Below are 24,561 nucleotides of genomic sequence, written 5' to 3' on the forward strand. Positions count from 1 at the left end.
AGATGCACCTTTTTTTATTTTGCAGCCCCTTATTACGGCTATGATAGAAATAAAATCACTAATCACATAACTTTATAAAGAAAACTCATAAAATCATCTCTATAACTCATACTATAGAAAAGAATTTTTCAAAACCATTATGTTTAGTAATGAAAAGATGCAACTGACAACTTGTAACAAAATCACAGTATGGCATATTAGGGAGGATATGTAACTATTCTTAAGAAATTTCTCATTCATTTAGCGAAACAGGAGTACATGCTTAATTAGAACTTACATAGCGCTTTGACATTAAAGAATAATTAATGGTACAATAAGCCAAACAACTTGGCCCATGACACTAAGTTGTTATTTGGAATTCCCCTGAACTCTTTGAGAGGAGGTAAATCGTGGGGATAAAAATAGAAGTCAAAAATTTAATCAAGGTCTTTAGTTCCCAGCCACAAAAAGCATTACACTTATTAGATAAAGGTTTGAGCAAAGAACATATTCTTGCCGAAACTGGTCTAAACATCGGTGTAAATAATGTAAGCTTTACTGTGAATGAGGGTGAAGTTTTCGTCGTTATGGGGCTTTCTGGAAGCGGCAAATCCACCATTCTTCGTTGTCTCAACCGCTTAATCGAACCAAGCTCAGGTTCAGTCATCATTGACGGCGTAGATATTACTAAACTAAAGTCTCAAGAGCTCAGACAAGTTCGACAAAAGAAACTAGCAATGGTATTCCAACAATTTGCGCTTTTACCTCACCGAACCGTATTGCAAAATACGGTTTATGGTTTGGAAGTCCACGGGGTAAGCAAAGAGGAGCGTGAAAAACGAGCCTTGGAAAGCTTGGCAATGGTTGGGCTAGCCGGGTGGGAAAATTCCTATCCGGATGAATTAAGTGGTGGAATGAAACAGCGGGTTGGCTTAGCTCGTGCCTTGACCAATAATCCGGATATCCTGCTCATGGATGAAGCGTTTAGCGCCTTAGATCCTCTCATTCGAGAAGAAATGCAGGACGAATTACTAAATCTTCAGCAGAAGATGAATAAAACCATCGTGTTTATTACTCATGACCTGAATGAAGCCTTGAAAATAGGTGATCGAATCGCTTTCATTAGAGATGGTTCACTCGTTCAAATAGGTACGCCAGAAGAGATCATTGGGAAACCAGCCGATGACTATGTCGCAAAGTTTGCCCGCGGTGTTGATCGCAGCAAAATCTTAACCCTGAAAGATGTAATGAAACGACCCCAGCCTATAGTGCAGCTTCGTGATGGTCCACATGTTGCGCTACGAATTATGAAAGAACACGGTATTTCCAGTGTATTCGTCGTAGATCGCGCCAAACATTTACAAGGGCTTATCACTGCAGATCTGGCGCTGGAAGCGGTTCAGGCCGGTACCGTGAGTCTGCATGATGTGAAACTGCTAGAGGTTCCGACTCACAATGAAACTGTCCTCGTTCAAGATATTTTTCCGGTTATTGCAGAAAGCAAGGTCCCCTTAGCGGTGATCGATGAAGAACAGCGTCTTATTGGAATCATCGTCCGGGGTTCTGTGCTTGCTGGGCTAGCCGACACAGGAGGTGACCCAAAAGATGTATCGTCTACCACTGGGACAATGGGTTAACCAAGGTGTAGAGTGGACTTTGAATAATTTTGGCAATGCGTTTGATACCTTCACCAAATCTGTAACTAACATTACAGATTCATTACGGCAGGGTTTAGGATTAGTTCCTTGGTTTTTGATCATTATTATTTTCGCTCTGTTGGCTTGGCGTGCTAAAGGGTGGCGTCTGGCTTTAGGGACTTCAGTAGGGTTATTTATTATCTATAACCTAGAATTATGGTCTCCCTTTCTGGACACACTCATTCTCGTGTTGATTGCTTCCCTCGTTTCTCTGATTATAGGGATTCCCTTAGGAATACTCGCAGCACGGAGTGATCGCTTTCATAAGATCCTCTCCCCCGTATTAGATTTCATGCAGACAATGCCCTCGTTCGTCTATCTCATTCCGGCATTGATGTTTTTTAATCTAGGTACCGTATCTGCTGTTTTCGCTACCGTAATCTTTTCAATGCCACCTGTTATTCGTTTAACAGATCTTGGGATTCGTCAAGTCCCTGCGGATCTAGTAGAAGTCGGAGAAGCCTTTGGGTCAAGCTCCAGTCAGATGCTCTGGAAAATCCAACTTCCCTTAGCACTGCCTACAATTATGGCAGGCATCAACCAGACCATGATGCTCTCCCTTTCCATGGTCGTCATTTCAGCAATGATTGGAGCTCAAGGACTAGGTGCCGGAGTTCTTGCTGGAATTTCTCAAATGGACATTGGTAAAGGCTTTGAGTACGGTTTAGCTGTCGTTATACTTGCTATGATCCTTGACCGTCTGAGTCAAGGGGTGGTTCGTAATTCTAGGGCAGCTATTAAAAAATCATAACAATAGAAAGAGGAGGATGATCGAGTGAAATTACAAAAAAGTCTATGGAAACGAGGCCTAGTTTGGTCCATGGTGGTAGCTATGATAACCGTGGGACTGGTGGCAGGGTGTGGAACCACTCCAGCCAAAGAGGATGCCGGCACCACGCCGAGCGAAAACAAAACGGTTAACATTGGTTACGTTAATTGGGCTGAAGATGTGGCTGTAAGTAATATCTGGAAAGTGCTACTTGAGGAGAAAGGTTATCAGGTTAATCTGAAGAGTCTTGATGTCGCCCCACTCTTCGTCGGCTTAAATAAAGGAGATCTAGACGTCTTCATGGATGCCTGGCTTCCAATTACACATCAATCGTATTGGGATAAGTATAAAGACAATCTCGATGACTATGGAACATGGTATAAGAGTGAGGCAAAAATTGGCCTTGTTGTCCCTAAGTATGTCGATATTAATTCCATTGAAGAGATGAAAGCGAAAAAAGATCAGTTTGATGGTAAAATTATTGGCATTGATCCAGGTGCTGGAATTATGAAAGCCACTAGCAAAGCTGTTGGGGATTATGGTATAGACTATGAAGTTGTCCAGAGTTCAGAAGCAGCCATGATGACCGCTCTTGACAAAGCCTATCGTGACAAAAAATGGATTGCTGTTACTGGTTGGAGTCCGCATTGGATGTTTGCCAAGTATGATCTTAAATATCTAGAAGATCCGAAGGCGGACTTTGGAAGTGCTGAACAGATTCATACCTTGGCCAACAAGAATTTCACAACAAAAAACCCAGACATTTCCAAGATGCTAAAGGCGTTTAAACTCGATGATCAACAAATCGGTAGCCTCGAGAGTCTAATTAACGGCGGTATGCAACCTGAAGAGGCTGCGAAAAAATGGATCACGGATAATAAAGATTTAGTTGATGGTTGGATGAAGTAGGCGTTAGCAACTAAAGTCATGATCTTCTGCTTTAAGTTGTAGAAATTACACTGTTTTCGATAACTTTAAAAAAGCAACTAAAAGGGATAGGATTCATAATATGAATTCCTATCCCTTTTAGCGATCTTGTTACCTCTGTTTCTTTGCTCATGGGATCGATCATATTTGCTAAATTACGTCAATGCGAACAGACAATTAAGCGTTAAGAAACACAACAATTTAACTCTCTACTTTAATAGGCCTTTACTTTTCAAAAACGTAGTAGAAACTTCTTCGATAGACATTTTCTCAACATCAGCCTGCTTATTCAATTCTGTGATCGTTGCAGTATCTAGAAGATCACTTAGTTTCTTCAGATCTGCCGACAAATCGGGATAAGCTTCCACAATTTCCTTCCTTACAACAGGACAAGCATTATAGACAGGAAAAGCGTTTTTATCATCTTCGAGCATAACGAGCTTATCTGTAATAATTCTCGGTTCTGTGGTAAACGCCAGAGCCAAATCTCCTTTTTTCGCTTTGAGAGTGTCATAGTTTAACCCCATGGCGACATCCACGAGATCGTCTTTGGGCATTTTAAAATCATAGGACTTTTCAAAGGATGGCAAACCATCCGCTCTGCCATCCCATTCTGGGAAGCTGACGAATTTCAAGTGTTCACCTTTTTTCACTTGGGCAACATAGTCAGAGGTCGTTTTCAAGTTATACTTTTCAGCAATATCCGAGCGAACGACGATTCCATAAGTATCATTTAGTGGTGCATAATCCAGCCACTCGATGCCGTTCTTTTCATCCCAGTCTTTAATGAGCGTATAGCTTTCTTTCGCATCAAACACAGGGTCATGTTTCATTAAGTTGATCACACCTGTACCAGTATACTCCCAGTACATATCGATTTGTCCAGATGTCAGAGCTGGACGGATAACAGCCAGTTCTCCTAACCCCATCTTGTTTTCCACTGGGTATCCCAGACCTTTTAGATACTGTAAGCTTAGTGTTCCTAAGAGTGAAGCTTCTGTAAAAGTCTTAGAAGAAATCTTAATAGTAGGTCCTTTTTTGGCGTTATCAGCGTTACCCTCGGTCGTCTTCTGTGAACTGCAACCCACTACCCCTCCAAAAGCAAGTACTAAGGACAAGACGGCTATAAGGCCAAATAAAAATCTTTTCTTCATGTACACACTCCTCCTTCTTTAAGCTATGATTGTCTATCTCCTTTGAACCTTTTCTTCACTTTCTATTTCCTACTAGTTTATCCCCTCCTTTCAACATCCTTTACAGGTCATGTTATTCAACCCACGTGCTAGGCGGGGTGATTCGTAACTCGATATAACTTAACATCCGATCCATGAAAATAGCCATGATAGCCCCAAGCCCTGCTCCAACAATTAAGTATTCGGGCCTAAAGAGGGACAATCCCCCCATAATTAAATTACCTAAACCACCCGCCCCAATAAGAGATGCTAGGGTACCCATACTGACAACATAAACGGTTGCAGTTCGAATGCCACTGAGTATGATCGGCATGGCCAAAGGGATTTCCACCTCGAATAAAATCTTCCCTTTGGACATCCCCATCCCGGAAGCTGCTTCCTTCACATCAGGGCTAACCCCTATGATTCCAGCGATTGTATTTCTGACGATTGGCAACAGACTCTGAAATAATAAAGCCAGCACGGCGGGTTTTATTCCCAAACCAAGAATTGGCAATGCCAAAGCAATAATCGCTAATCCAGGAATAGCTTGTAAAACGTTAAGTAAGTTAAGGGTAACCAGACCGAACCTTTTAAATTTTGGACGGGTTAAGAATATCCCGAGCGGTACAGAGATCAGAATCGCTATAGCTACGGTGACCACCACGATCAGAGAATGCTCGAACAAAGCTTCTGGCGCCTTTTCAAAAAGAGCGAACCTGAAATTCTCCCAAGTCATCTACTCACCCTCTTTCCGATAGACATGTTTCCGAATGTCTTTGAAAGAGAGCATTCCACGCAGTTCTTCGCCTTTCAGAATCCCAAGATAATCAACATCATATTCCAGCAAACGAGAGAGCGCATCTGGTAGGGATGTTGACGTTTGGACGAAAGCCTTCTCCGTACGCAGAACCCTTCTTTTTAACCTCTCCGAGTCATCCCCTGAATCGCCAAAATCCGCTAAGGTGAAGTGCCCACAGCTTATACCTGCTTCATTTAGAAGAAAAGCTACTTCTGCCCCAGTATCCCTCATTTTTTGGGCAGCACCCAGTAATTCATGTTCTCTCACAATACACCCAACCGGTTGCATCGCTTCTTCTACATGAAACAAGTTCAACTTTTTGACAACCCGATCATGACCAATAAAGTTCTCCACGAAATCATTCTTTGGATTCGTTAGAATGTCTTCCGGAGTTCCAAATTGAACTAACTTTCCAGCATTAAAGATGGCAATTTTATCTCCCATCTTGATAGCTTCGTTAATGTCATGCGTCACAAAGACGATTGTTTTCTTAATCTCCTTTTGCAAACGCAGGAATTCATCTTGCAAATGGGTACGGGCTATAGGATCAACTGCTCCGAAGGGTTCATCCATAAGCATGATGGGAGGATCGACTGCCATAGCTCGGGCTACACCGACTCTCTGCATTTGCCCACCACTGAGTTGTGACGGGTATTTATCTCGAGTCTTTTCAGGGTCAAGGCCCATCATTACTATAAGTTCTTCAACCCGTTTCTTAATCTTATCCTTCGGCCATTTATATAACCGCGGTACGATGGCAATGTTTTCGGCAATCGTCCGGTGCGGCAGAAGGCCGATCTGCTGAATCACATAGCCAATACCCATTCTCAACTGATCCGAGTCCGTATTCATTACATCGTTTCCATTAATTTTGATCGACCCAGACGTAGGTTCAATCATGCGGTTAATCATGCGTAAAGTTGTACTTTTACCGCAACCAGAGGGACCTACTAATACACAAATCTCTCCCTCCGGTATGGAGAGAGATAATTGGTCCACTGCTGGCAGCGCTTGGCCAGGATACTGTTTCGTCACTTGCTTCAATTCTATCATAAGATCCCCCTTTGCCCACTTTATCTTGTCCTCTGTTAGAACATCTATTTGAAGAGGAACTAGCGGTTAATTCTTAATCCACGGGGAACAATCCTTTTCTCAATAGCCCCAAGGATTGTGTCTAACCCAATGGCAATTAAGGAGATAATCAGTGCTCCTGTGACCATCATGGGAGTATTTGATCGGACAAGGCCTTCCGAAATAAAGCGCCCTAAGTTACGTTCCCCGATATAGGTAGCGATGGCTGCTATACCCGTAGTCATGACAACGGTTATCCGAAAACCAGCAAAAATTATCGGGATACCCAGAGGCAAAAGAATTTCGCGCATGATCCTTCCTGAACTCATACCCATCCCTCTAGCCGCTTCAATAACATTGCGATCAACATTTTTAACCCCATCGTAAACATTTCGAATTAAAGGCATCATCGCATACAGAACCAAAGCGAACAAAGCTGATTTCCGACCTAATCCAAAGGTTGGGATGGCTACCAAAATAGCAAACATAGATAAACTGGGAATACAGAAAATTGTATTCGCCAAAGCAAGGACCCGAGCAGCCCATTTGTCGTTTTTCGTTAATAGCAAGCCAATAGGCACCCAGATCTCAAGGGAAATTGCCACTGCTGATAAAACAAGCGTAAAATGATTTTCAGTATATTCTATAATTGTCCCAGTATTCTTCGTGAAAAAATTGATAAAATCTTCTAAGGTCACTCGCCATCACTCCTCCTTCTTCATATTTTAGCCAAATTCGAGGAAACTAGGCCGGCCTTTTGGTAACTATCTGAGACCCTTTTCTTAAGATTTAACCTAATACGCAAGTTATAGTAATTTGACGCAAGAACCATGCCACTTTTTAAATTAATGGTAGGATCGACATCTAGTCTTTTAGCTCATAAGGAACTGTGCAAATAATATTTGCTCGAAAAAAGCTGACAGCGCTTTAAGCGGGCACTTCCAGGCAAATGCATAAAATTTAGTTGCCAAAATTTTATGCCCATTTAATCACAATATTCGGCATTTTTAAACCTCAATCCCTAATTTTTTCATGCGATATTGGAGATTCTGGCGCGCTATTCCTATAGACTCAGCGGCCTTGGTGATATTTCCATGATGATTTTTCAAAGCTTCTCTCAGTACCTGCGTTTCTGTCTCGCGCAAAGCATGGGCTAATGTCCCAGAACCTTTTTTATAAAATTCCGAAATTGTTCCATCTTGTCTGAGAAACTTGGATTTTAGGTAATGCGGCAAATGGTCAATTGTGATGACTTTCCGGCCATCCAGCATGTTCATAGCACTTTCAATGATGTGTTCTAATTCGCGCACATTACCCGGCCATTGATATCTCATAAAAACGTCCTTTAACTTGTCGTTCATGGAAACATTTCTCAATCCATAAATTCTTTGATACTTTTTCATGAAATAATGGATTAAAGCCTCAATATCCTCTTGCCGGTCTTTTAAGGGAGGAACGTAAAGAGTAATGACCGCCAGTCGATAGAAAAGGTCTTTGCGCAAAATACCATTATTCACCGCTTCCCAAGGATCTACATTGGTAGAACTGATAACTCGGCAGTGGACTGGAATTTCCACCGTCCCGCCAACCCGCCTTACCATTTTTTCTTGCAACACCCGCAAAAGTTTAGCCTGTAGAGCGCTATTCAGAGAATTGAGTTCATCCAAAAACAAAGTTCCATTCCCAGCTTGTTGAAACAGACCCTTAGATTCTATGGCCCCTGTAAAAGCTCCTTTGGCTGTACCAAAAAGAATACTTTCCAACAAAGTTTCTGGAATCGCAGCACAGTTAATCGCCACGAAGGGCTCCTTTTTGCGGGAGCTATAATTATGAATAGCTTGAACTAATAATTCTTTACCGGTTCCTGTTTCTCCAAAGACTAAGATAAAACCGTCGGCCACTGCTGCTTTCTTTGCCGAAACAACCATTTCCTGCATGGCAGAACTAACAAAGTTGATCGATTCAAATGTATAACGAGTACCATTATCACGCTGGCGCCCATCCGATCCAATTTGATCCTGAAATTGCATCGTTTTAGTCAACAGTTCTTTAAACTTGGTAATATCTTTACACACCGAGTATACGGCAATAACCTCACTGTTTTCGATCACTGGATAAGTACTTGCTACTATGTTAACTTCTTTCCCTTTATTTGTGAAATAAGTTTTATTTTTTTCAAGAACTGTCTCTCCAGTTAGAACAGCCGTTAAATGTTCACTGCTTTCTAACGTCACCGCATCATATACTTCGGTTAAATACTTACCGACGACGTTTTCAGATACTAATTCTTCTAATTTGGCCATCTCAGAATTGTAGAAAATTATTTTGCCATGACGGTCAGTAACAATTACGCCTTCTTCAATCGAATCAAAAATATGACTAAACGTTCGAACCAAAACATCATCGAGCATAATGTTACCTCTCTTTAAGTCTATTGTTAAATCTTCCAATTCTGTCCTTATTTATTGGCCAAGACTGATAACCATCTGCTCCGGAAACATATCACACAGAAGATCATAACCTAAACCTTGTATAGCCACGCGTTTATACTCCTGTGAATGCCGACCAGGGATCGCCTGATCGACGGCTAGTGAAAGACGTTCAGAAATCTCCTGTGCCAGATCCTGATTAACTATCTTTCCTTGTAATGTTAGTTCTAACTCCTCAAGGCGAAATGGGGTCCGCCCTAAAGCACCTACCGCCCACCTCACTTCCCGGATTTGTTTATTTGCTGAGTCAATTTCAACCCTTAGCGCCATGTTCAGACGGGCAATCGTCACTGCAGAACGACTGCCCACTTTGACAAAGCCGCTCAAGATCTGTACTTCTTTCTGGGCCTTACATAACGGGAAATCGATCTCTGTTATCAACTCTTTAGCCTGTAAGCCTGCGCCGCTCCCTGCTTGTAGTTGAGCAAAGGATACTCTCCTTAATCCCTGCGGCCCAAGAATACTTACCCAAGCATCAAGTGCCAGTAATGCTGGCAGGCTATCTCCAGCTGGTGAGGCTTTGGCAATATTTCCACCTAGAGTAGCCCTGTTGCGGATCTGAGTGGAACCAACTTGTGCAGCTGCTTGTCCCAGACATCTGGCCTTCTCCCTAACCAGACTGCTCTCACTGATTTGGGTGAAAGTTGTCGCACTCCCGATTCTTAACCTGCCTTCTGCTTCCTTTATATAATTAAGCTCAGGAATTTGAGACAGGTCAATGAGCCAAGCTGGTTTAAGCTCTCCGCTATTTAATTGTATTACAAGATCCGTGCCCCCGCTGATAAAAACTGCCTCTTCCTGGATTAGGGAAAGTGTTTCTTTTACTTCTGTGATGCTCCTTGGACAGGCGAACTTAAATTTCGGCCTCATGATATAGCCCTCCTTACGTTGAGAACCCTTTGATTACATTCGCTCAGTTTCCTTTGACATGTTGCCAACGGCAAAGGATCGTTTCCAAGAGATCTACGACAATAAACAAACTGACTCCGAGTAGCGCCATCATTATGATTCCAGCAAACATCTCATCCGGTGCCGCACGGCTCCACGAATCCATAATAAAATAACCTAACCCTTCGGTCGTAGCAAACGACTCAGCGAAGAACAAAACAGCAATCGCGGTACCCATGCTCAGGCGAAGCGACGTCAAAACATCAGGCAAACTCGCTGGCAAAAGCACGTACCGATAGACTTGTACACGGTTTCCACCCAGAGAACGCAGAGATGAAACCGTTTCAGCGGGCACTTTACGAACAGCATCGCGTGTGGTCACTAGAATCTGAAAAAAGACAATAAATGTAATGAGAAAGATTTTCGAACGATCCCCTAGTCCGAGAAACAAGAGAATCAGAGGAAGAAAGACGATCTTTGGAATCGGATAGGTAATATACACTAAAGGGGCCAAAAATCGGTCAATTCGCCGTTCATGCCCCATAATCAATCCTAGAGGAAGACCAAGCAGTAACGAGAGTAAAGTAGAAAGAACGACTCGATAGGTGCTGACCCATAGGTGTCTTCCAAGATTGGCTTCTAACAGCAATCGTGAGGTGGCACTTACAGCTGCCTGAGGTGTCGGTAGCATGGGAGTTTTCAAGGTCCAGGCTACATACTGCCAGAATGCTAATAGAAATAAAGCAGCTCCCAAATACCCATAGAGCTGTCTCTGAAATTTTCTCCCCCTCTGGATCATCCGACCATCCCCCCTTCTAAGAGAGAACGGACATAGCTCGTCTTCTGAAAAAACTCGGACGTCTGACGATAGCCACTTTGCCCAACAAGAGGATTAAAAATTTCGCCCATGACCTGAGTGGGGCGACCATCTGCCAATACTAAGATACGACTACCTAGAAATACGGCCTCCTCAATACTGTGCGTCACTAAAACAGTTGTTAGCTTCTGTTCCTGCCAGATTTCTAATAAGAGTTTTTGCAATCGTTCACGAGTCAAGGCATCAAGTGCCGACAAAGGCTCATCCATCAAAAGCAGATCGGGTTGTAAAGTTAAAGCTCTTGCCAAAGCCACTCTCTGTCTTTGCCCTCCGCTCAACTGACTAGGAAAATGATGTTTCACTTCCCACAAGCCCATTTTATGAATCATTTCTTCGACTGCTCTCTGATACTTCCGCTTAGGTATATGCCGAACTCGCAAACCTAAACAAACATTTTGCTCGACATTAAGCCAAGGAAAGAGTCCATATTCTTGCAGGATAAAGGCTGTTTTCTGCCTTGCACCCACCACCTGTTCACCCCAAATCCTAATCTCCCCGCCTGTTGGTTGAAGCAACCCGGCTAAGAGATAAAGAAGAGTGCTTTTACCGCAGCCTGACGGGCCAATTAAGACAACGCTTTCTCCTGGTTCAACCTTCAAACTAAAATCGTCATAGACCTGGACCTGTGACGTTCCTTGAACATAAGCTAGATTACAATCAGAAATTTCAATCACAGGTTATTCGCTCCTTATATCAGAAGTCAGAGTTCAGAGGCCAGAGGCCAGACTCGACGTTCGAAGTCCGAAATAGAAGGCTCTCGAAGTGTAGCCGACAACCAACATCGAACAACGAACCTCGAATATCGAACCTCGATTAGGGTAGGAGACTGGGATCTACTAAATCTTGATAGCTATAAGCTTGTGGAATGAGCTTTTTATCGAGCATCCACTTCATAATACTATTGATTTCTTCCTCAGTTGGAAGTTGGAGCTTTGAGAAAGTCGGCGTTTGATAGCTTTCCTTTAGCTCAGTAGGAACTTGAGCTTTTTCCAAAAAAAGACTGCGGTATTGATCGGGATTTTTACTTAATGCTTGTCCCGCAGAGCCATAAACTCGTACTGTAGCTTTAATTCCCTCTAGGTTTTCTTGAATACTTTGAGTTCGGAATAAGAAAACGGTCTGAGAAATATTCCGATACGTATCATCAATAATCAGATGTGCCCCCTTGGCTTCAGCTAGAGATGCTAAAGGATCTGGAAGACAAGCGGTATTAATCTGATCCGATAGCAACATATCTAAGCGCACCGGCATTTTAGGAATTGACATCTTCTTTACATCGTTTAACACAACTCCTTTATCCAGGAGCATTTGATCACTGACATAATCGATAATCGAGTTCTGCGATATCCCTAGGGTCGCCCCTTTTAAACCAGCCAGATCTTTAATACTCGACTTAGGAGAGGACAAAATTGCAAAACGCCCTTCTTTAGGAGTTGCTCCAAGGCCTATTGAAGCAATCTTCACATCGGTACCAATTTTCTTTAACAATGCCACGGCTACCATATCCGCTACTTCTCCATCAATTTGCCCTGCTTGCAATGCAGTGTCCCGTTCGATGGCGCTAGCAAAGCTAACTAATTCGACAGTAACTCCTTCTTTCGCAAAGAGTCCGTCTTTTTCGGCAACATAGAACGGTAAATTATCTTCAATTGGCAATACCCCAATTTTAACCGTTTTCCCTGCGCTCTTCACAGGTTGGTTATTAGCTGGGGCCTTACTTACCGCGCAACCGGAAACAACCATCGCTAGAATAAGAACAACACAAATAATCCCCAAAACACTAAATTCGAAACTTTGTTTCCTCATTTATTCTCGACACTCCTTCTCTTTTTTCTTTCTTCTAAGCATAATTATTAGTTTCGACAGAGAGTTAGTTATTCCTTTTTGCATTCGTTGTTGTATCCAAAATGAATACCTTATCCCTTGTGGATAAACTCTCTCGGAGTCTTTCGGTACTTCTGCTGCTTGGAATGGCCTACATAATAATGTTAAGCAACCAAATAACAGATCACATTATCACGCAACATGCCTTTGGGTACAGATTGGTGGTCATGCCTTTTATTGATGCTACTTACGTTTCCTCGTCTTATCTCATCCCTTTGTAGCCGGCTTTCCCGTCCTCTGAGTACAATGAGTTAATCTAGATCTACATTCTACCGTTCTGGTCAGGATTTCCCATTCTCATAGAGAATAACAGTTAAAGAACCTCCAATATGAGGTGTAGCAAGAGGATAAAGCAAATTTCAAAGAGGAGCTGCTGAATCATATCTCGCCACTTGGATGGGAACATATTAACTTCTTAGGCGAATACAAGTTTGATTCAAGGCAAACGACAACACTAAAAATTTACGGCCACTTAAATATAGTAACGAGGATGTCAATTAGAATCTTATTGAAATATCGAAACCTGTTATCCTTTAGAGTAGGGAAAACTGGCTCAAAAATGGTATAATTAGATAAAGTATCAAAAGAACGGAAGTTATATATGCTCATTACTTTTACTGAAGATAATGAAAAACGTAATAAGCTTGAATCCTTATATAATGAATATGCTTTATACATCTATAGGGTAGCATATCAGATTCTAAAGGATAAATATCTTGCCCAGGATGCGGTTCATGAGGCTTTTATCAGTATTTTAAAAAATGTTGATAAAATTATAGAAATCAACTGTAACAAAACGAAAGCTTTTATTATTATTATTATTAGGAACATTTCTATCAATCTTTATAATCAGAGAAAGAAACAATCCAGCCTTTCCTTCGAAGAACTAGAAGGCGAATTAGCTGAATCCGTGCCAAATGTTGAGGAAACCGTGATTAGTAATGAGGCTTTTTCCAGAGTGACAGATAAAATCAAGAAATTACACCCCTTATATGCCGATATTCTTTCATTAAAATATTATTTTTACTATAAAGATGAAGAAATATCCAAGATGTTAAATATTACACCGGAAAATACTAGAATACGGCTCCACCGGGCAAGGAAATATTTGCTGGAATCATTATCTCAGGATCAGGAGGCAACCAATCATGATTGAACATGAAATTGCAAAAATAAAAGCTCAAGAAAAAATGATGGAAGCACTCTTTGAATACGCTGCAGTCTGTCATGTTGAAAATATAATACTAGAAAATCCTTGTGAAGCTGACTCAGATCCCGAAATCTCCCTCACGCAAGAGTTTGACCACAAAATGAAGAAGCTAATTGCTAGCTATAATAGAAAGTATTTAATTAAGAGCTTAAGACAAAAGACATTTATGTTCTTGCCAAAAGTAGTAGTCTTTATGCTGATCGTTCTCGGCAGTCTTACCATAATTGTAGCCAGTGTTCATGCGTTAAGAGCTAAAGCCCTCAATCTATTTCTAGATATCCAAGAAAAGTATACAGATATCCAGATGAAAGAGATTAATCCTAACCAAACAGAACAAAAGCGGCAAATAACACCTACTCAAAAGGAAATTCCTTCGAACTGGAATGGTTATGTTCCAGAATATGTACCAAAGGGATTTATAGTTGTTAAAACGGAAGAGAATGTTGTGTCTATGAGTATTCATTATGCTGATGATAAAGGGAGAACCATACGGTTCAATCAGTATCTAAATTGTGATACTGACCTGAGAATAGATACGGAAAATGCTACTTTACAACATATTTTCATACACAATAGCCAAGCTCTCATTTTTGAAAAAAATGGTAGAGTAGGTGTTGTTTGGGAAGATCAATCTCTTTTCTATATTGTAGGTCAGGCAGAACAATCAGAAATCATAAAAATGGCTAAAAGTCTAAATAAATAAAATTATTTTTCAAAAAGTGTAACAAAAAGCCTCTCCCATTTGTTTATCCTTATGAAGGAGAAAATGAGGGGAGGTGAATTTTATGCAAAAAAGAGTAGTAGTACTTATTCTGTCACTTTTGATTCTTTGTATGGTTCCTATGCAGGTGCTTGCCTCAGAACAAACCACTAATTCTATTGTAAGTCCCATGTGGGTAAACATTATAGATTATCAAAATACATTTAGTATTTCTTCTAGTGGAGCAGCAACCGTAAACACAACGCTTAATGCTGAAACTAACATAAATAAAGTAGTACTTACTGCAAGTATCCAACAATACAATAATGGAAATTGGACAACGATCAAAAGCTGGGCAAGCACTTCTTACAGTAACAGCGGATCACTTTATCAAACTAGGTATTTAATAAGCGGTTATTACTACCGTATGGTATCCAATGGATCAGTTTATCAAGATGAGTTACTTGTAGAAAATACTTCGTATACAAGTTCAAGTCGTTGGTATTAGGAAATTCCACGTTTCCCTTAAATGGAAAAACCTAATCATTTTTTATATGACATTAACATCAAAGCTTGATTTAAGTGAAAAAACCTCTATGCTAGGCGAAGAAAGATCCAACAGAAAAACATCAAAATAGCGACTTTGAAATGAATTTTAAGTAATGTATCCCGGGCCCTATTGTCGAGACATATTCTTCAAATTTAAGTAATGCATTTCTATGAGGGCTGTGCTTAGATGATAAATTCATTTTAAGCAAGCCCCTTTACTTCATCGTAGCATCCGCCGTCACCCATATTTAACCTTAATTCACATATCCGATCTTGCTCTGAGGTCCTGAAACTTTTGGAACTTTACCCCCTAAAGAGTGGTGAGGTCTAAAGTTATAGTGCTTTATCATGTAATTATTTGCTCATCGAGAGTCCAAGGTGCATTAGATGATGAAACAACGAAAGGAATGACGCTTAAAAATGTCTAAAAAAATACTATTTATTGCTTTAGCTTTTGTAATAATTATTGGAGGTGTATTCGCTCTTTCTAACCAAGTAATTATATCAAATAATATTACAGCTAGAAATTTTCTAAATGAGGTTAAGAAAGGAGACTTTGGCAACGCATTTAATTATGTTGAATATTACGATGTAGGTGATGATGTTTCACCTCAAACATCTTATGAAAAAGCGAAAGACATCTGGACTTCGAGAATGATAAAGTTGAAACAAGAAGGTATATATTTGACTAACTATAAAGATTTAACAGGTTATATGGACGATGGTTATCCAAAAGGGGAAGTAACCTTATTGTTATCTAATAATGGTGAAATAGAAGAACAAAAATGTTCAATCCATTTTAGCAAACTATCAAAAAAATGGAAAATTGAAGATCTATATTTTTATAATTCAAATCATATTTTTGAAAGGATGATCAGTGGAGATGTTAAAGTTAAGTGATCAAGAAATTACCATTATTAAATACCTATGTAATGGTTTAACAGCAAAGCAAATTGCATCAAAAATGTATTTAAGCATCCATTGTGTCCATTATCATAAAAAACAAATATTTATAAAATTGGATGCGAAGTCATCTGCTGAAGTAGTATCAATTGCTAAATCAAAAAGCATTATCTAATGAAAAAAATTACTAGTGGCTGTTACAAAAAAACAAGAACAAGCAAAAACAAACTAAGCTAGCGAACAAACGTGCCTCTCGTTCTTAGATTTTCACTCCTTGCTAAGGCTCCCGAAAAGACTTCCAGTCATGAAAAAGATACGTTGCGAAAAAGCGCTCTAAAAAAGGGCATAGCACTCCTATTGGTTCCATTTGGGGCAGGATGCCAAGATTCCTTATTGCTTTTGATATTTCAACACCTAAGCCGTTCGAAGAAGTGTATTTTTTCGGTCGTAAATGGCTTGCTCTGACAGTCGTTGTAACTCTTGATTCCGTCCTTTGGGAACAAAGTATTTCTGGGCGTGGCGGATCATACCAGAATTAAACGGCTTAAATCAACGAGTCGAAGGTAGGTCTCAACCCGTTTCTGCCCGCGTATCGGTAACTTCTTATGGTGAAAAACGCGATCAAGTAGGTTAGCTTCTAAGGCAAAGTTTAGTTCGACTTGTTTCCTGGATTCTCGCCGACTCATAACAAGGTCGGCGGCACAACCCCGAGTTTGATATAAAGTTCCTTCTGCTTTTCGAGTATACCCACACGTAGTTTATGACCAGGATTTCTGAAGCATTCAATCACATCGAGTTTGCCCAGCATCTGCTGCATTGTATAGGCTTTATACAACCCTTGTTCCTGCATCTTTTTATTAATATATGAAATGAATATCAGAGCCACAAATTCCACGAATAGCTTGCCTGTTTATACAAAGTTTGTGGGAAAAAATATAAATAATAACAAAAACTACTAATTGTAGTAGTTACAAATTGAATTGAAAGATATAGACTAAATTCAAGTTCAAAATTGAGAGGAGTTACTACTATGAAAAAGAAAAAATTGTTACCTTTATGTCTTGGTACTCTTATGTTTTTAGCCGCTTTTCAATCAACGGCATTCGCTGCAACTCAGTATGATAGGGCTTATTCTTCCTGGACTTCAGAGAATGCATCCTATGGGCCTGATGATGGTAATTATGAAGTCACGTCTTGGGATGATAACAGATGCAAAACTACTACAAATGTAATATATGACTCAACAGACATTACTTCAATAAGGAGTTATTACAATAATGATGATTGTTATCCTGGTCTGGATATCACAGATGTTAACAATAACTTTAATTCGACAGTAATTTCCTCAAACATACCAGATCCTCATTTTGATTGGGATAATGACTTTCCATGGACAAATGGTGACGAAGAAGCAGAAGTTACATGTGAATCGCCTCTCAGTCTTTCTTCTGGTACACAATATTATTTTTATTCATGGTTTGAAGAAGAATATAGCTCTGGTACCGCTACTTTCCAACTGAATACTTCTCAGAGCTACTGGGACAGCTACAACGATGAATATCAAACAACGGCGTATAGCCAGCTAGGAGCTGGAGAACTCACAGTAGATTTGCCTTAAATCATTTGATTTTATTATTTCAAATATACATTAAAATTGGAGGGAAACAAAACATGTATAAAAAAGTTATTGCAATAATTAGCAGCTCCGTTGTAGCATGTTCATTACTAGTAATGCCTATGGTTTTTGATACCAAAGCAGTATCGGCAAAAGAAGTCGGAAACGTAAAGTTCAAATTAAGCGAACAAGTAAAGTATGGAATAGTAAAAGCTAAGAATTTTGAAAATGGCTCTAAAATATCTGTACTTCATAAATTTGAAAATAAAGCTGAAGTAATTGATTTTGTAGCTTTAGCCAACGACAAGTTAAATATGCTATCAAGCGAAAAGAACTTTGATCAGTCTTTCTTTGCTACAACTACACTGGAAAAAGCCTTAACATTAAAAGAATTTGAGAATTTTGTCCTTAAATATGACTTGGATATATACGATTATAAAATAAGATTTGTAGAAAACAATGGAACTCGCGCAACGATTAGTGCTAAGCCTACTAATAATTCATTGATTGATCAAGCGATAATTATTGATGCTGTCGGTGAAAATACTTTGGTTGGGGTTATAGCCTTTACATCGAATGTAAATAAGGATAATTTAGTTAATCTAATCAATATGAAAAATGATAACAGCGTTTACTTAGTCGATGTTGATAGCTATTTCATCGGTCAAAGTATAAAAGAGCAGAATGACAAGGATATTGTAAAAGTTAAGGCAAATGATATATATTGGTATTTAGAAGATTATAAATTAATTAAATAACAGTTAGCAAGGGCCTAACAATATTAAAACCAAACACATAATTAGAGATACCGCCATGAATATAAATGGCGGTATCTCTAATTATGTGTTTGGAATTGTTTATATAATTTTGCGAGTTCTGCTAGGTACAAAGTAAACGGTAAATAATGTAACTCATTATTTACCGTTTACGGTACAAATATGTAGGGTGTTTCAAATTGTTTCTGGTAAACCTTTTCAGTATAGCTTCCGTCTCGGCGATTCATGGAAAAGTCGGCTTATAGTTACCATATATTGTCTTAGCGTTGGTTTTACGTCATTTGGTTGGCCTACACCAAAATGAAGACCAAAAAAGGGGCTGTCTCAAATAGAAATGTAATTTCTATTTTTAAAGATAGCCCCTAAATTTCCAGAAAATACATAGCTTATTTTCATTCTCGATTGTGATAAAACACTACACTTGAATCAAATCGCCAAATCCTTCCGAGAAAACAATATTCCTGCTAGAAACAAGTTCAAACCCGTTATTGCGCCTAAAGCTAAAATTTCCTTTGTTGGCAGAACCTTCTCTTGGAGGACCTGCTGAGGCCGAAACATCCCAAACGGAGTGAGGTATCTCAATCCAGAAAAACGATCACTTAGGCTTGAAACCACATCCAACCCATAAAATGCAAAAGTTAAGGCACTCGCCCAGCGCTCCGACTCTTCTTTGGTATCGAAGAGCACTGCCAATAACAGGCTGCAAGCACTAATTGTTGAACCTAAACTGAAGGCTAGGATTCCCAGTCGGAAGTATTGCCACCTTGCAATCGGTATATCAAAATGCCTTGTTGCTGTATATATCCCGCTTAGCGTGGAGCCGGTTACCAAGGCTAACTCCGTCAAAAGTACTCCTATTTGGGTATTTAGAATCTCGGAACGCGAAACTGGTGAAGATAAGGGATAAGCCATGAAGCCCTGTTCGACTGGTTGGGCCACTAAGGCATTTGCTGAGTTTATTCCATAAAAGGAAATAATCAGCGACCATATCCGACCAAACAGTTGCGCCGAAATATAAGCCTCATAGGACAGGTCAACTTCTTCCCCCGTTGAGACGCCAAACGCTCGTTTAACTCCGGAGGGAAAACTTTTCGGGATTTCCTCAATAGCCGGTGACTGGATAATAATGGGATAAATCCAAGTAACTATCCATTCGTAGAGAGCCAATCCCAACGAGTAACCGATAACTTTTTTACCCTCTTGTCTGAGCATTACCCAATACAATGTGTCATTCATCGAAGTTACCTCGACATTTCTGAACACTCATGAGAGCATTTGGCAAAGAAATAATGGGATGTTCCCAAAGGCATAACCGAAATGTTCACATCTGAGTAGCCCGTTTGCTGCAGAAGCGTAAGAATTTCTTGTTCAGTTGGTAACCCTTGAAATCCCTGATGACAAGCTAGGAAGAAACTCATCAGATTCTGCGGCACATGTGTCCGAAATACTCGAATCGGTTCACCCTTTCGCACTGCTGTTAATATGCCCACTTGCCCATCTGGAGTCAGTAACCCTTTAATACTCGCTAGGAGCTGAATTCTTTGTTCTGGCGTGAAGTAGTAAATACTGTTATTTAGTAGGCAAAGATCAAACGTTCCTGACTCATCAAGAAGTCTCTCTTCATCTGCAAGCAGTTCATTTTCTTGCTGTTTCCTATCTTGTAAATTCCTAAGTGATAAAATATCTTCGCAAAGAATATGGATTCGCCCCCCAGTCTCTTTGGCGCGCTCCTGTGCTCTAGACGCGACAACAGGATTCATTTCAAGGCCTACACCGTGTAGGAGCGGAAACTCACATGCTAGCTTATTTAAATACAACCCTTCCCCACAGCCAAGATCCAAGACTTTTTGCCATTTCTCTCGCTGGCATTTAGACCGCAAAAATGGCCAGACAAAGGGCTCTGAGGCTAAAGAGGCTTTAGAAATTAATTCTTCCTCCATGTCGGAACCAAAGACTAATTTCTCCTTTTGATTGCTTATGAGCTGCGGAAGCTCTGCAAACTCTATGCCCCAATGACTTACTAACTCCTTATACAAGGCCTCTAATCCACTATTTCTGTATTTATTGATTGCCTTTCCCAGTTTAGTAACTCGGAAGTATCCATTATTTTTGATGAGTAAGCCCTGGCAATAAGCCTGTTCTAACCAGTGATCCAAGAGAATCTTGTCCCAGCCCGGATGGAGGACCATTAGATCATCTACGTTTCCTTCTCGTTCTAATTCTGCCCAGAGATTTAACTCCATGCCAGTCTGCACGACCCATAAAAAACCCAGATGCTCCATTAGGGCTGTGGTTTTACCGAGCAATGCCAACATGCCTGCGTCCAAAATCGTTCCTCCTTTTGCTCATCCACAATTCTTCGCAATCGATCTACTATAAAGCCCCTGTTAAGAAACAGGGGCTTTATACTTATCTCTAAATTAGATTAATGATCTAATTACGAACTCCCTACAAAATATACTATGTCAGGACAAAATTCTTTTGTGCATGTATGTTAAAGTATTCAATTCCTTTAGAAAAAGCCCTTTGACTTACATCAAAAGGCTGCGCTTTTCTCATACTTATCAGAAAGTATAACTTCGTTGCATACTGCAAGAAGGCTAATACGTGCGAAGACAGTGTCTGCAAGAAGGTTTAACTCGTGCGAAGACAGTGTCTTCGTGTCGTCTGTAACATAAGTGTAACCAACGGTTTCGCCTTCGCCAAGGCTTGGCGAAGCCGGGTTTCTTTATACTAGTCAGAAAGTATAAACTTCGTTTGTATACTTTCTGGAAGCATAAGTGCAACTAAGGCGGCCGCCTGCGCAAAGCTTGGCGCCAGCCAAGTTTTCTTTATCCTAGTTTAAACGTATCACTTTCTTAAACGTGGATATCTTTCTTGCTAAAAATATATCCAGCAAGCACAATAAAAATAGTTGAAAGTCCGAACAATCCGAGGGTTGGAATGGTAGGAACCTCACCATCCAGGACCTCTTGGGGTCTAACCCAACCAAATATCGTCAGTTTTTTAACCCAGGAAAATCGATCATTAAGATCTGAACAGACATCCAGAGCATAACATAAAAAGGTGAGACTGGAAGCACTCAAAATTGTATACTCTTCTACATCAAATAAGACCGAGAAAAATAAGCTGTAGGCGCCAACCGCTGAAAACAGAGCAAATCCCAGGATCCCCAGGCGAAAATATGACCATACATCGATCGGAATATTAAACAACATCATTTCTCCCCAAATCCCTAGCACAGTCAAGCCCATCAGCAAGGTCAATCCACTTACCAGGACAGATACTTGAGTAACAAACACCTCTTGGCGCCCCACTGGAGAAGATAAAAGGTAAGCCATCGCTCCGTGATCAACTAATTTTGTGATTAAAGCATCAGCCGTACTTATCGAATAAATTCCCATCACAAGCAACCAAACTCGGCCAAAGCATTGGGTAGAAACATAGGACTCGAAGCGATTAAGTTCACTTGCTGAAGAAACACCAAAGACACGTTTCACAGAATTCGGCAGATTCATCGCTAATTCAGTCGCGACCATAGACTGAGAAATTGTAGGATAGACTCCGATCAATAGAAGATTATAGAACGATAGCCCAGTTGCGTAGTTTATCGCTTTCTTGCCCTGTTGTTTAAGCATAGCGTAAAATAATGTCTGATTCAGAAGCATCCCTCCCCTTCATAAAAATGCATGAACGCTTCTTCTAATTCTGTCGTCTTCTGAGAAAACTCCTTAACATTCACCTGAGCGAGTCCACTTAAAAGCGGGTTTAAATCTCCCTGTACTTCAACCGATAGACCTGTTCCCTTAACCGCGACAATTGCTAAGCCGTGCTCACGAAGAAGTTGTACTTGCCCTTCATCTTCAACCGTTATCTCAAAGGTTCTGTGCTGAGCCTGCCGAAGTTTTTGAATGTCCTCCACCGCAGCCAATTTACCGTCCCGAATGATTCCCACCCGATCACAGGTCCGCTCCACCTCTGGAAACATATGCGAGGAAATAAAAATAGTCTTTCCCTGGCATTTTTCTTCCAAAACCAAATCAACAAATACTTTTTGCATAAGCGGATCTAAACCTGAAGTCGGTTCATCCAAAATTAGAACCTCAGAATCCAACATCAGAGCGTAAATGATTCCTAATTTTTGTTTCATTCCTTTGGACATTTTTTTAATAGGCTGTTTCAGATTGAGATCTAAGCGTTCACTAAGGACATCTCGGCGTTTCTGGTAAATCGGTCGATCCCCATGCATTCCTGACATCAGATTTAAAAACTCTAAGCCAGACATCTGCTCCAGGAAATTCATTTCGCCTGGTAGATAACTCACGATCGCCTTTACAGCCAAGGAATTTTGCCAGCAATCAAGTCCCTTAATCTGAGCAAAACCAGCATCTGGTTTTATAAAACCCATAAGATGACGAATCATTGTTGTCTTCCCCGCACCATTGGGACCCAAAAAGCCAAATACTTCTCCTTTATTGACTTGGAAGGTTACTTCTTTAATTCCTCTAATCTTGTTAGTTTCTTTCCACTTAGTTTTACTTTTATCTTCTGGATATAGTTTAGTTATTCCTTCAACTTTAATCATCTATAATCTCCGCCCTATTGAATTATTTGTGTCGCTATCCACCTCTAATTTCCCTATATATCGCTCTAATACAAGATACGCTCAATCTTTTTTTCTGTTCCATTGCTTCTTTATTCTGGTTTACCAAAGGAAAGGAATCATTAATTTCTTTTTATAAATCTTTTGACCCATTCAATAATTAAGAAACGCTCTTTAATAAACTGAAACCGAAACGGTTTTGCTAGCTCTACTACGCTCATGCTCGGATCAAGCTCATGAACAATTCCCTGAAGCGTTAAGAGAGACTTTCCTATTAATACAAAATCTGAAGGAATCTCAATCCGATGATTAAATGCCATACTCAAAAGATCGTTGACAAGCTCAGGAAGAGCGGTTTGAGCAATTGGAACATCTAGATGTTTCCTGCGTATTTCATCCAGATCCAGTCGCAGTTGATCTAGATCCACATTTTGAGGCACCACGCCGAGTTGTAACATCGCCTTCACCATAGACTTTGTGTCACGACAGGTCAAGGAACTGATTAAATTGGCAAAGCGACGTTTCATAAGCGGAGTTAGATTTCCTACAATCCCAAAATCAACAAAAGCGATTCTCTCTCCGGATAAAACAAAAATGTTTCCAGGATGGGGGTCTCCATGGAAGAAACCGTCCTTTATGATTTGTTGAAGCAAGGCTTTACTTATGCGTGCGGCAATTATTTTCTCATTATAATGAAGGGCTGCAATTTTTTTCTGATCATTGAGTTTAACCCCATCAATATAAGTCATAGTTAGAACACGCCTAGTTGTAAACTTCCAGAAAATACGCGGGATTATGACCAAAGAATCACCCTCAAACCCTTGGGCCATTTTTTCAGCATTTTTCCCTTCAGTCGTGTAATCAAGTTCTTTTTCCAGCCATCTGGAAAATTCCTTAAGCATCCCATGAAGTGCATAATCTTTAGCCTTGGGAAGACGTTGTTCAATCAGGGTTACAATATCCTGCATGATCTCTAAATCCGTGTGAATCACAGTGGAAATGTTGGGGCGTTGCACTTTTACTACCACGGGCTCTCCTGTGTGAAGTACTGCATAATGAACCTGACCAATTGATGCTGCGGCAAGAGGCAATGGAGAAAATTCACGGAAGAGTTCTGTAATCGGAGCACCCAGCTCCTGTTCAACCGTCCGTCGGACGTTTTCGAATCGAATCAACGGAGCTCTATCCTGAAGTTGTTCCAACTCCTTTAGTATCGGCTTAGGAATGATATCTGGCCGCGTGCTGGCAAATTGTCCTATTTTCATGAACGTCGGTCCCAGTTCACCCAAGACTTGACGAACGCTCTGCCCCAGTTGAACCAAGTCCATCTCCGCAGAGGCTCGGCTACCTCCTAAACCCAAATGCTCAAAAAGAATAAACCCGAATCCATTACGGATGAACACGGATACAATCTCTTGATAACGACGAAAATGTCGCAATGTCTGTTCAAGCACGAGAACGCGCTCCTTTTTTATCTTTATGCAAGCTTACTCATACTCTCATGATATTCCCACATGTTCCAGAGTGTTTCTGAGGGCGATCGGCAATCTAAAAAAGAGAGTCTTTCACACGCGAAGGCGGTAAAAGACTCTCTTTTTAGATAAATTCATAGACAAACAACTTACTTTAATGAATCTAGAACCTGTTGAT

At 40.5% G+C, this 24,561-nt stretch carries 25 protein-coding genes; 9 read left to right on the top strand and 16 right to left on the bottom strand.

Annotated elements, in window-relative coordinates:
- Positions 1-389: 389 nt before the first annotated feature.
- Genes DOT_RS21235 through DOT_RS21245 form a run of 3 tightly spaced genes read left to right on the top strand, consistent with a single transcriptional unit; the run spans position 390 to position 3,354 of the window.
- On the top strand, positions 390-1,616 hold the full coding sequence (locus DOT_RS21235) for a glycine betaine/L-proline ABC transporter ATP-binding protein (protein ID WP_009623408.1): 1,227 nt from the start codon (positions 390-392) through the stop codon (positions 1,614-1,616).
- Positions 1,585-2,427, top strand: a complete 843-nt coding sequence (locus DOT_RS21240) for a proline/glycine betaine ABC transporter permease (RefSeq protein ID WP_009623410.1) — start codon at positions 1,585-1,587, stop codon at positions 2,425-2,427. Before DOT_RS21235 ends, DOT_RS21240 begins: the two co-directional genes overlap by 32 nt.
- 24 nt (positions 2,428-2,451) lie before the next feature.
- Positions 2,452-3,354, top strand: a complete 903-nt coding sequence (locus DOT_RS21245; protein WP_009623412.1) for a glycine betaine ABC transporter substrate-binding protein — start codon at positions 2,452-2,454, stop codon at positions 3,352-3,354.
- A 227-nt stretch (positions 3,355-3,581) separates the two neighbouring features.
- Here the strand turns inward: DOT_RS21245 and DOT_RS21250 are convergent, their stop codons facing one another.
- From DOT_RS21250 to DOT_RS21290, 9 genes are all read right to left on the bottom strand, one after another.
- Complete coding sequence (locus DOT_RS21250) at positions 3,582-4,526, bottom strand: glycine betaine ABC transporter substrate-binding protein (RefSeq protein ID WP_009623416.1); 945 nt, start codon at positions 4,524-4,526, stop codon at positions 3,582-3,584.
- Positions 4,527-4,638: 112 nt separating this feature from the next.
- The gene (locus DOT_RS21255; protein WP_009623418.1) at positions 4,639-5,283 is read right to left on the bottom strand and encodes an ABC transporter permease; all 645 of its coding nucleotides are present in this window, start codon (positions 5,281-5,283) and stop codon (positions 4,639-4,641) included.
- A complete protein-coding gene (locus DOT_RS21260) occupies positions 5,284-6,399 on the bottom strand; it encodes a betaine/proline/choline family ABC transporter ATP-binding protein (RefSeq protein ID WP_009623419.1) in 1,116 nt (371 codons plus the stop codon). It abuts the gene before it with no gap.
- A 59-nt stretch (positions 6,400-6,458) separates the two neighbouring features.
- Positions 6,459-7,115: an ABC transporter permease gene (locus DOT_RS21265; RefSeq protein WP_009623420.1), complete on the bottom strand. Its 657-nt coding sequence runs from the start codon at positions 7,113-7,115 to the stop codon at positions 6,459-6,461.
- Positions 7,116-7,424: 309 nt separating this feature from the next.
- A complete protein-coding gene (locus DOT_RS21270) occupies positions 7,425-8,828 on the bottom strand; it encodes a sigma-54-dependent Fis family transcriptional regulator (protein ID WP_009623421.1) in 1,404 nt (467 codons plus the stop codon).
- Between the two features lie 51 nt (positions 8,829-8,879).
- Positions 8,880-9,776, bottom strand: a complete 897-nt coding sequence (locus DOT_RS21275) for an FAD binding domain-containing protein (protein WP_009623422.1) — start codon at positions 9,774-9,776, stop codon at positions 8,880-8,882.
- 43 nt (positions 9,777-9,819) lie between these two features.
- Positions 9,820-10,593 carry an ABC transporter permease gene (locus DOT_RS21280; protein WP_009623423.1) on the bottom strand — a complete coding sequence of 258 codons (774 nt, stop codon included), beginning with the start codon at positions 10,591-10,593 and terminating at the stop codon, positions 9,820-9,822.
- Positions 10,590-11,345, bottom strand: coding sequence for an ABC transporter ATP-binding protein (locus tag DOT_RS21285; protein ID WP_009623424.1), 756 nt, complete (start codon positions 11,343-11,345; stop codon positions 10,590-10,592). The genes DOT_RS21280 and DOT_RS21285 overlap by 4 nt, the downstream gene beginning before the upstream one ends.
- Before the next feature lie 139 nt (positions 11,346-11,484).
- Complete coding sequence (locus DOT_RS21290) at positions 11,485-12,477, bottom strand: MetQ/NlpA family ABC transporter substrate-binding protein (RefSeq protein ID WP_009623425.1); 993 nt, start codon at positions 12,475-12,477, stop codon at positions 11,485-11,487.
- Between the two features lie 679 nt (positions 12,478-13,156).
- Between DOT_RS21290 and DOT_RS21295 the strand changes: the two genes are divergently transcribed.
- The 4 genes from DOT_RS21295 to DOT_RS21310 all read left to right on the top strand — a co-directional run bounded on the left by DOT_RS21295 (position 13,157) and on the right by DOT_RS21310 (position 15,914).
- Entirely contained in the window at positions 13,157-13,711 is a 555-nt protein-coding gene (locus DOT_RS21295) for a sigma-70 family RNA polymerase sigma factor (RefSeq protein WP_009623426.1), read from the top strand.
- Positions 13,704-14,468 (top strand): DUF4367 domain-containing protein, encoded by a 765-nt coding sequence (locus DOT_RS21300; RefSeq protein ID WP_009623427.1) that lies wholly within the window; start codon positions 13,704-13,706, stop codon positions 14,466-14,468. The genes DOT_RS21295 and DOT_RS21300 overlap by 8 nt, the downstream gene beginning before the upstream one ends.
- Positions 14,469-14,550: 82 nt before the next feature.
- The gene (locus DOT_RS21305; protein WP_009623428.1) at positions 14,551-14,973 is read left to right on the top strand and encodes a hypothetical protein; all 423 of its coding nucleotides are present in this window, start codon (positions 14,551-14,553) and stop codon (positions 14,971-14,973) included.
- Positions 14,974-15,434: 461 nt separating this feature from the next.
- Positions 15,435-15,914 carry a hypothetical protein gene (locus DOT_RS21310; RefSeq protein WP_009623429.1) on the top strand — a complete coding sequence of 160 codons (480 nt, stop codon included), beginning with the start codon at positions 15,435-15,437 and terminating at the stop codon, positions 15,912-15,914.
- 527 nt (positions 15,915-16,441) lie between these two features.
- On the opposite strand, the gene DOT_RS31475 is transcribed toward DOT_RS21310, so the two are convergent.
- Together DOT_RS31475 and DOT_RS21320 are read right to left on the bottom strand one after the other, a co-directional pair.
- Positions 16,442-16,603 (bottom strand): hypothetical protein, encoded by a 162-nt coding sequence (locus tag DOT_RS31475; RefSeq protein ID WP_207637060.1) that lies wholly within the window; start codon positions 16,601-16,603, stop codon positions 16,442-16,444.
- Positions 16,600-16,803: a hypothetical protein gene (locus DOT_RS21320; protein ID WP_207637061.1), complete on the bottom strand. Its 204-nt coding sequence runs from the start codon at positions 16,801-16,803 to the stop codon at positions 16,600-16,602. Before DOT_RS21320 ends, DOT_RS31475 begins: the two co-directional genes overlap by 4 nt.
- 144 nt (positions 16,804-16,947) lie before the next feature.
- Here DOT_RS21320 and DOT_RS21325 point away from each other — a divergent pair, with 144 nt between their 5' ends.
- Complete coding sequence (locus DOT_RS21325) at positions 16,948-17,535, top strand: hypothetical protein (protein WP_009623435.1); 588 nt, start codon at positions 16,948-16,950, stop codon at positions 17,533-17,535.
- A 53-nt stretch (positions 17,536-17,588) separates the two neighbouring features.
- The gene (locus DOT_RS21330) at positions 17,589-18,290 is read left to right on the top strand and encodes a hypothetical protein (RefSeq protein WP_009623436.1); all 702 of its coding nucleotides are present in this window, start codon (positions 17,589-17,591) and stop codon (positions 18,288-18,290) included.
- 444 nt (positions 18,291-18,734) lie between these two features.
- On the opposite strand, the gene DOT_RS21335 is transcribed toward DOT_RS21330, so the two are convergent.
- From DOT_RS21335 to DOT_RS21355, 5 genes are all read right to left on the bottom strand, one after another.
- Positions 18,735-19,544: an ABC transporter permease subunit gene (locus DOT_RS21335; protein ID WP_009623437.1), complete on the bottom strand. Its 810-nt coding sequence runs from the start codon at positions 19,542-19,544 to the stop codon at positions 18,735-18,737.
- 5 nt (positions 19,545-19,549) lie between these two features.
- A complete protein-coding gene (locus DOT_RS21340; protein WP_009623438.1) occupies positions 19,550-20,635 on the bottom strand; it encodes a class I SAM-dependent methyltransferase in 1,086 nt (361 codons plus the stop codon).
- A 531-nt stretch (positions 20,636-21,166) separates the two neighbouring features.
- On the bottom strand, positions 21,167-21,976 hold the full coding sequence (locus DOT_RS21345; protein WP_009623439.1) for an ABC transporter permease subunit: 810 nt from the start codon (positions 21,974-21,976) through the stop codon (positions 21,167-21,169).
- Positions 21,967-22,893: an ABC transporter ATP-binding protein gene (locus DOT_RS21350; RefSeq protein ID WP_009623440.1), complete on the bottom strand. Its 927-nt coding sequence runs from the start codon at positions 22,891-22,893 to the stop codon at positions 21,967-21,969. Before DOT_RS21350 ends, DOT_RS21345 begins: the two co-directional genes overlap by 10 nt.
- A 140-nt stretch (positions 22,894-23,033) precedes the next feature.
- A complete protein-coding gene (locus tag DOT_RS21355) occupies positions 23,034-24,365 on the bottom strand; it encodes an AarF/ABC1/UbiB kinase family protein (protein ID WP_040413111.1) in 1,332 nt (443 codons plus the stop codon).
- Positions 24,366-24,561: the final 196 nt, after the last annotated feature.

The organism is Desulfosporosinus sp. OT (assembly GCF_000224515.1).
Lineage (GTDB): Bacteria > Bacillota > Desulfitobacteriia > Desulfitobacteriales > Desulfitobacteriaceae > Desulfosporosinus.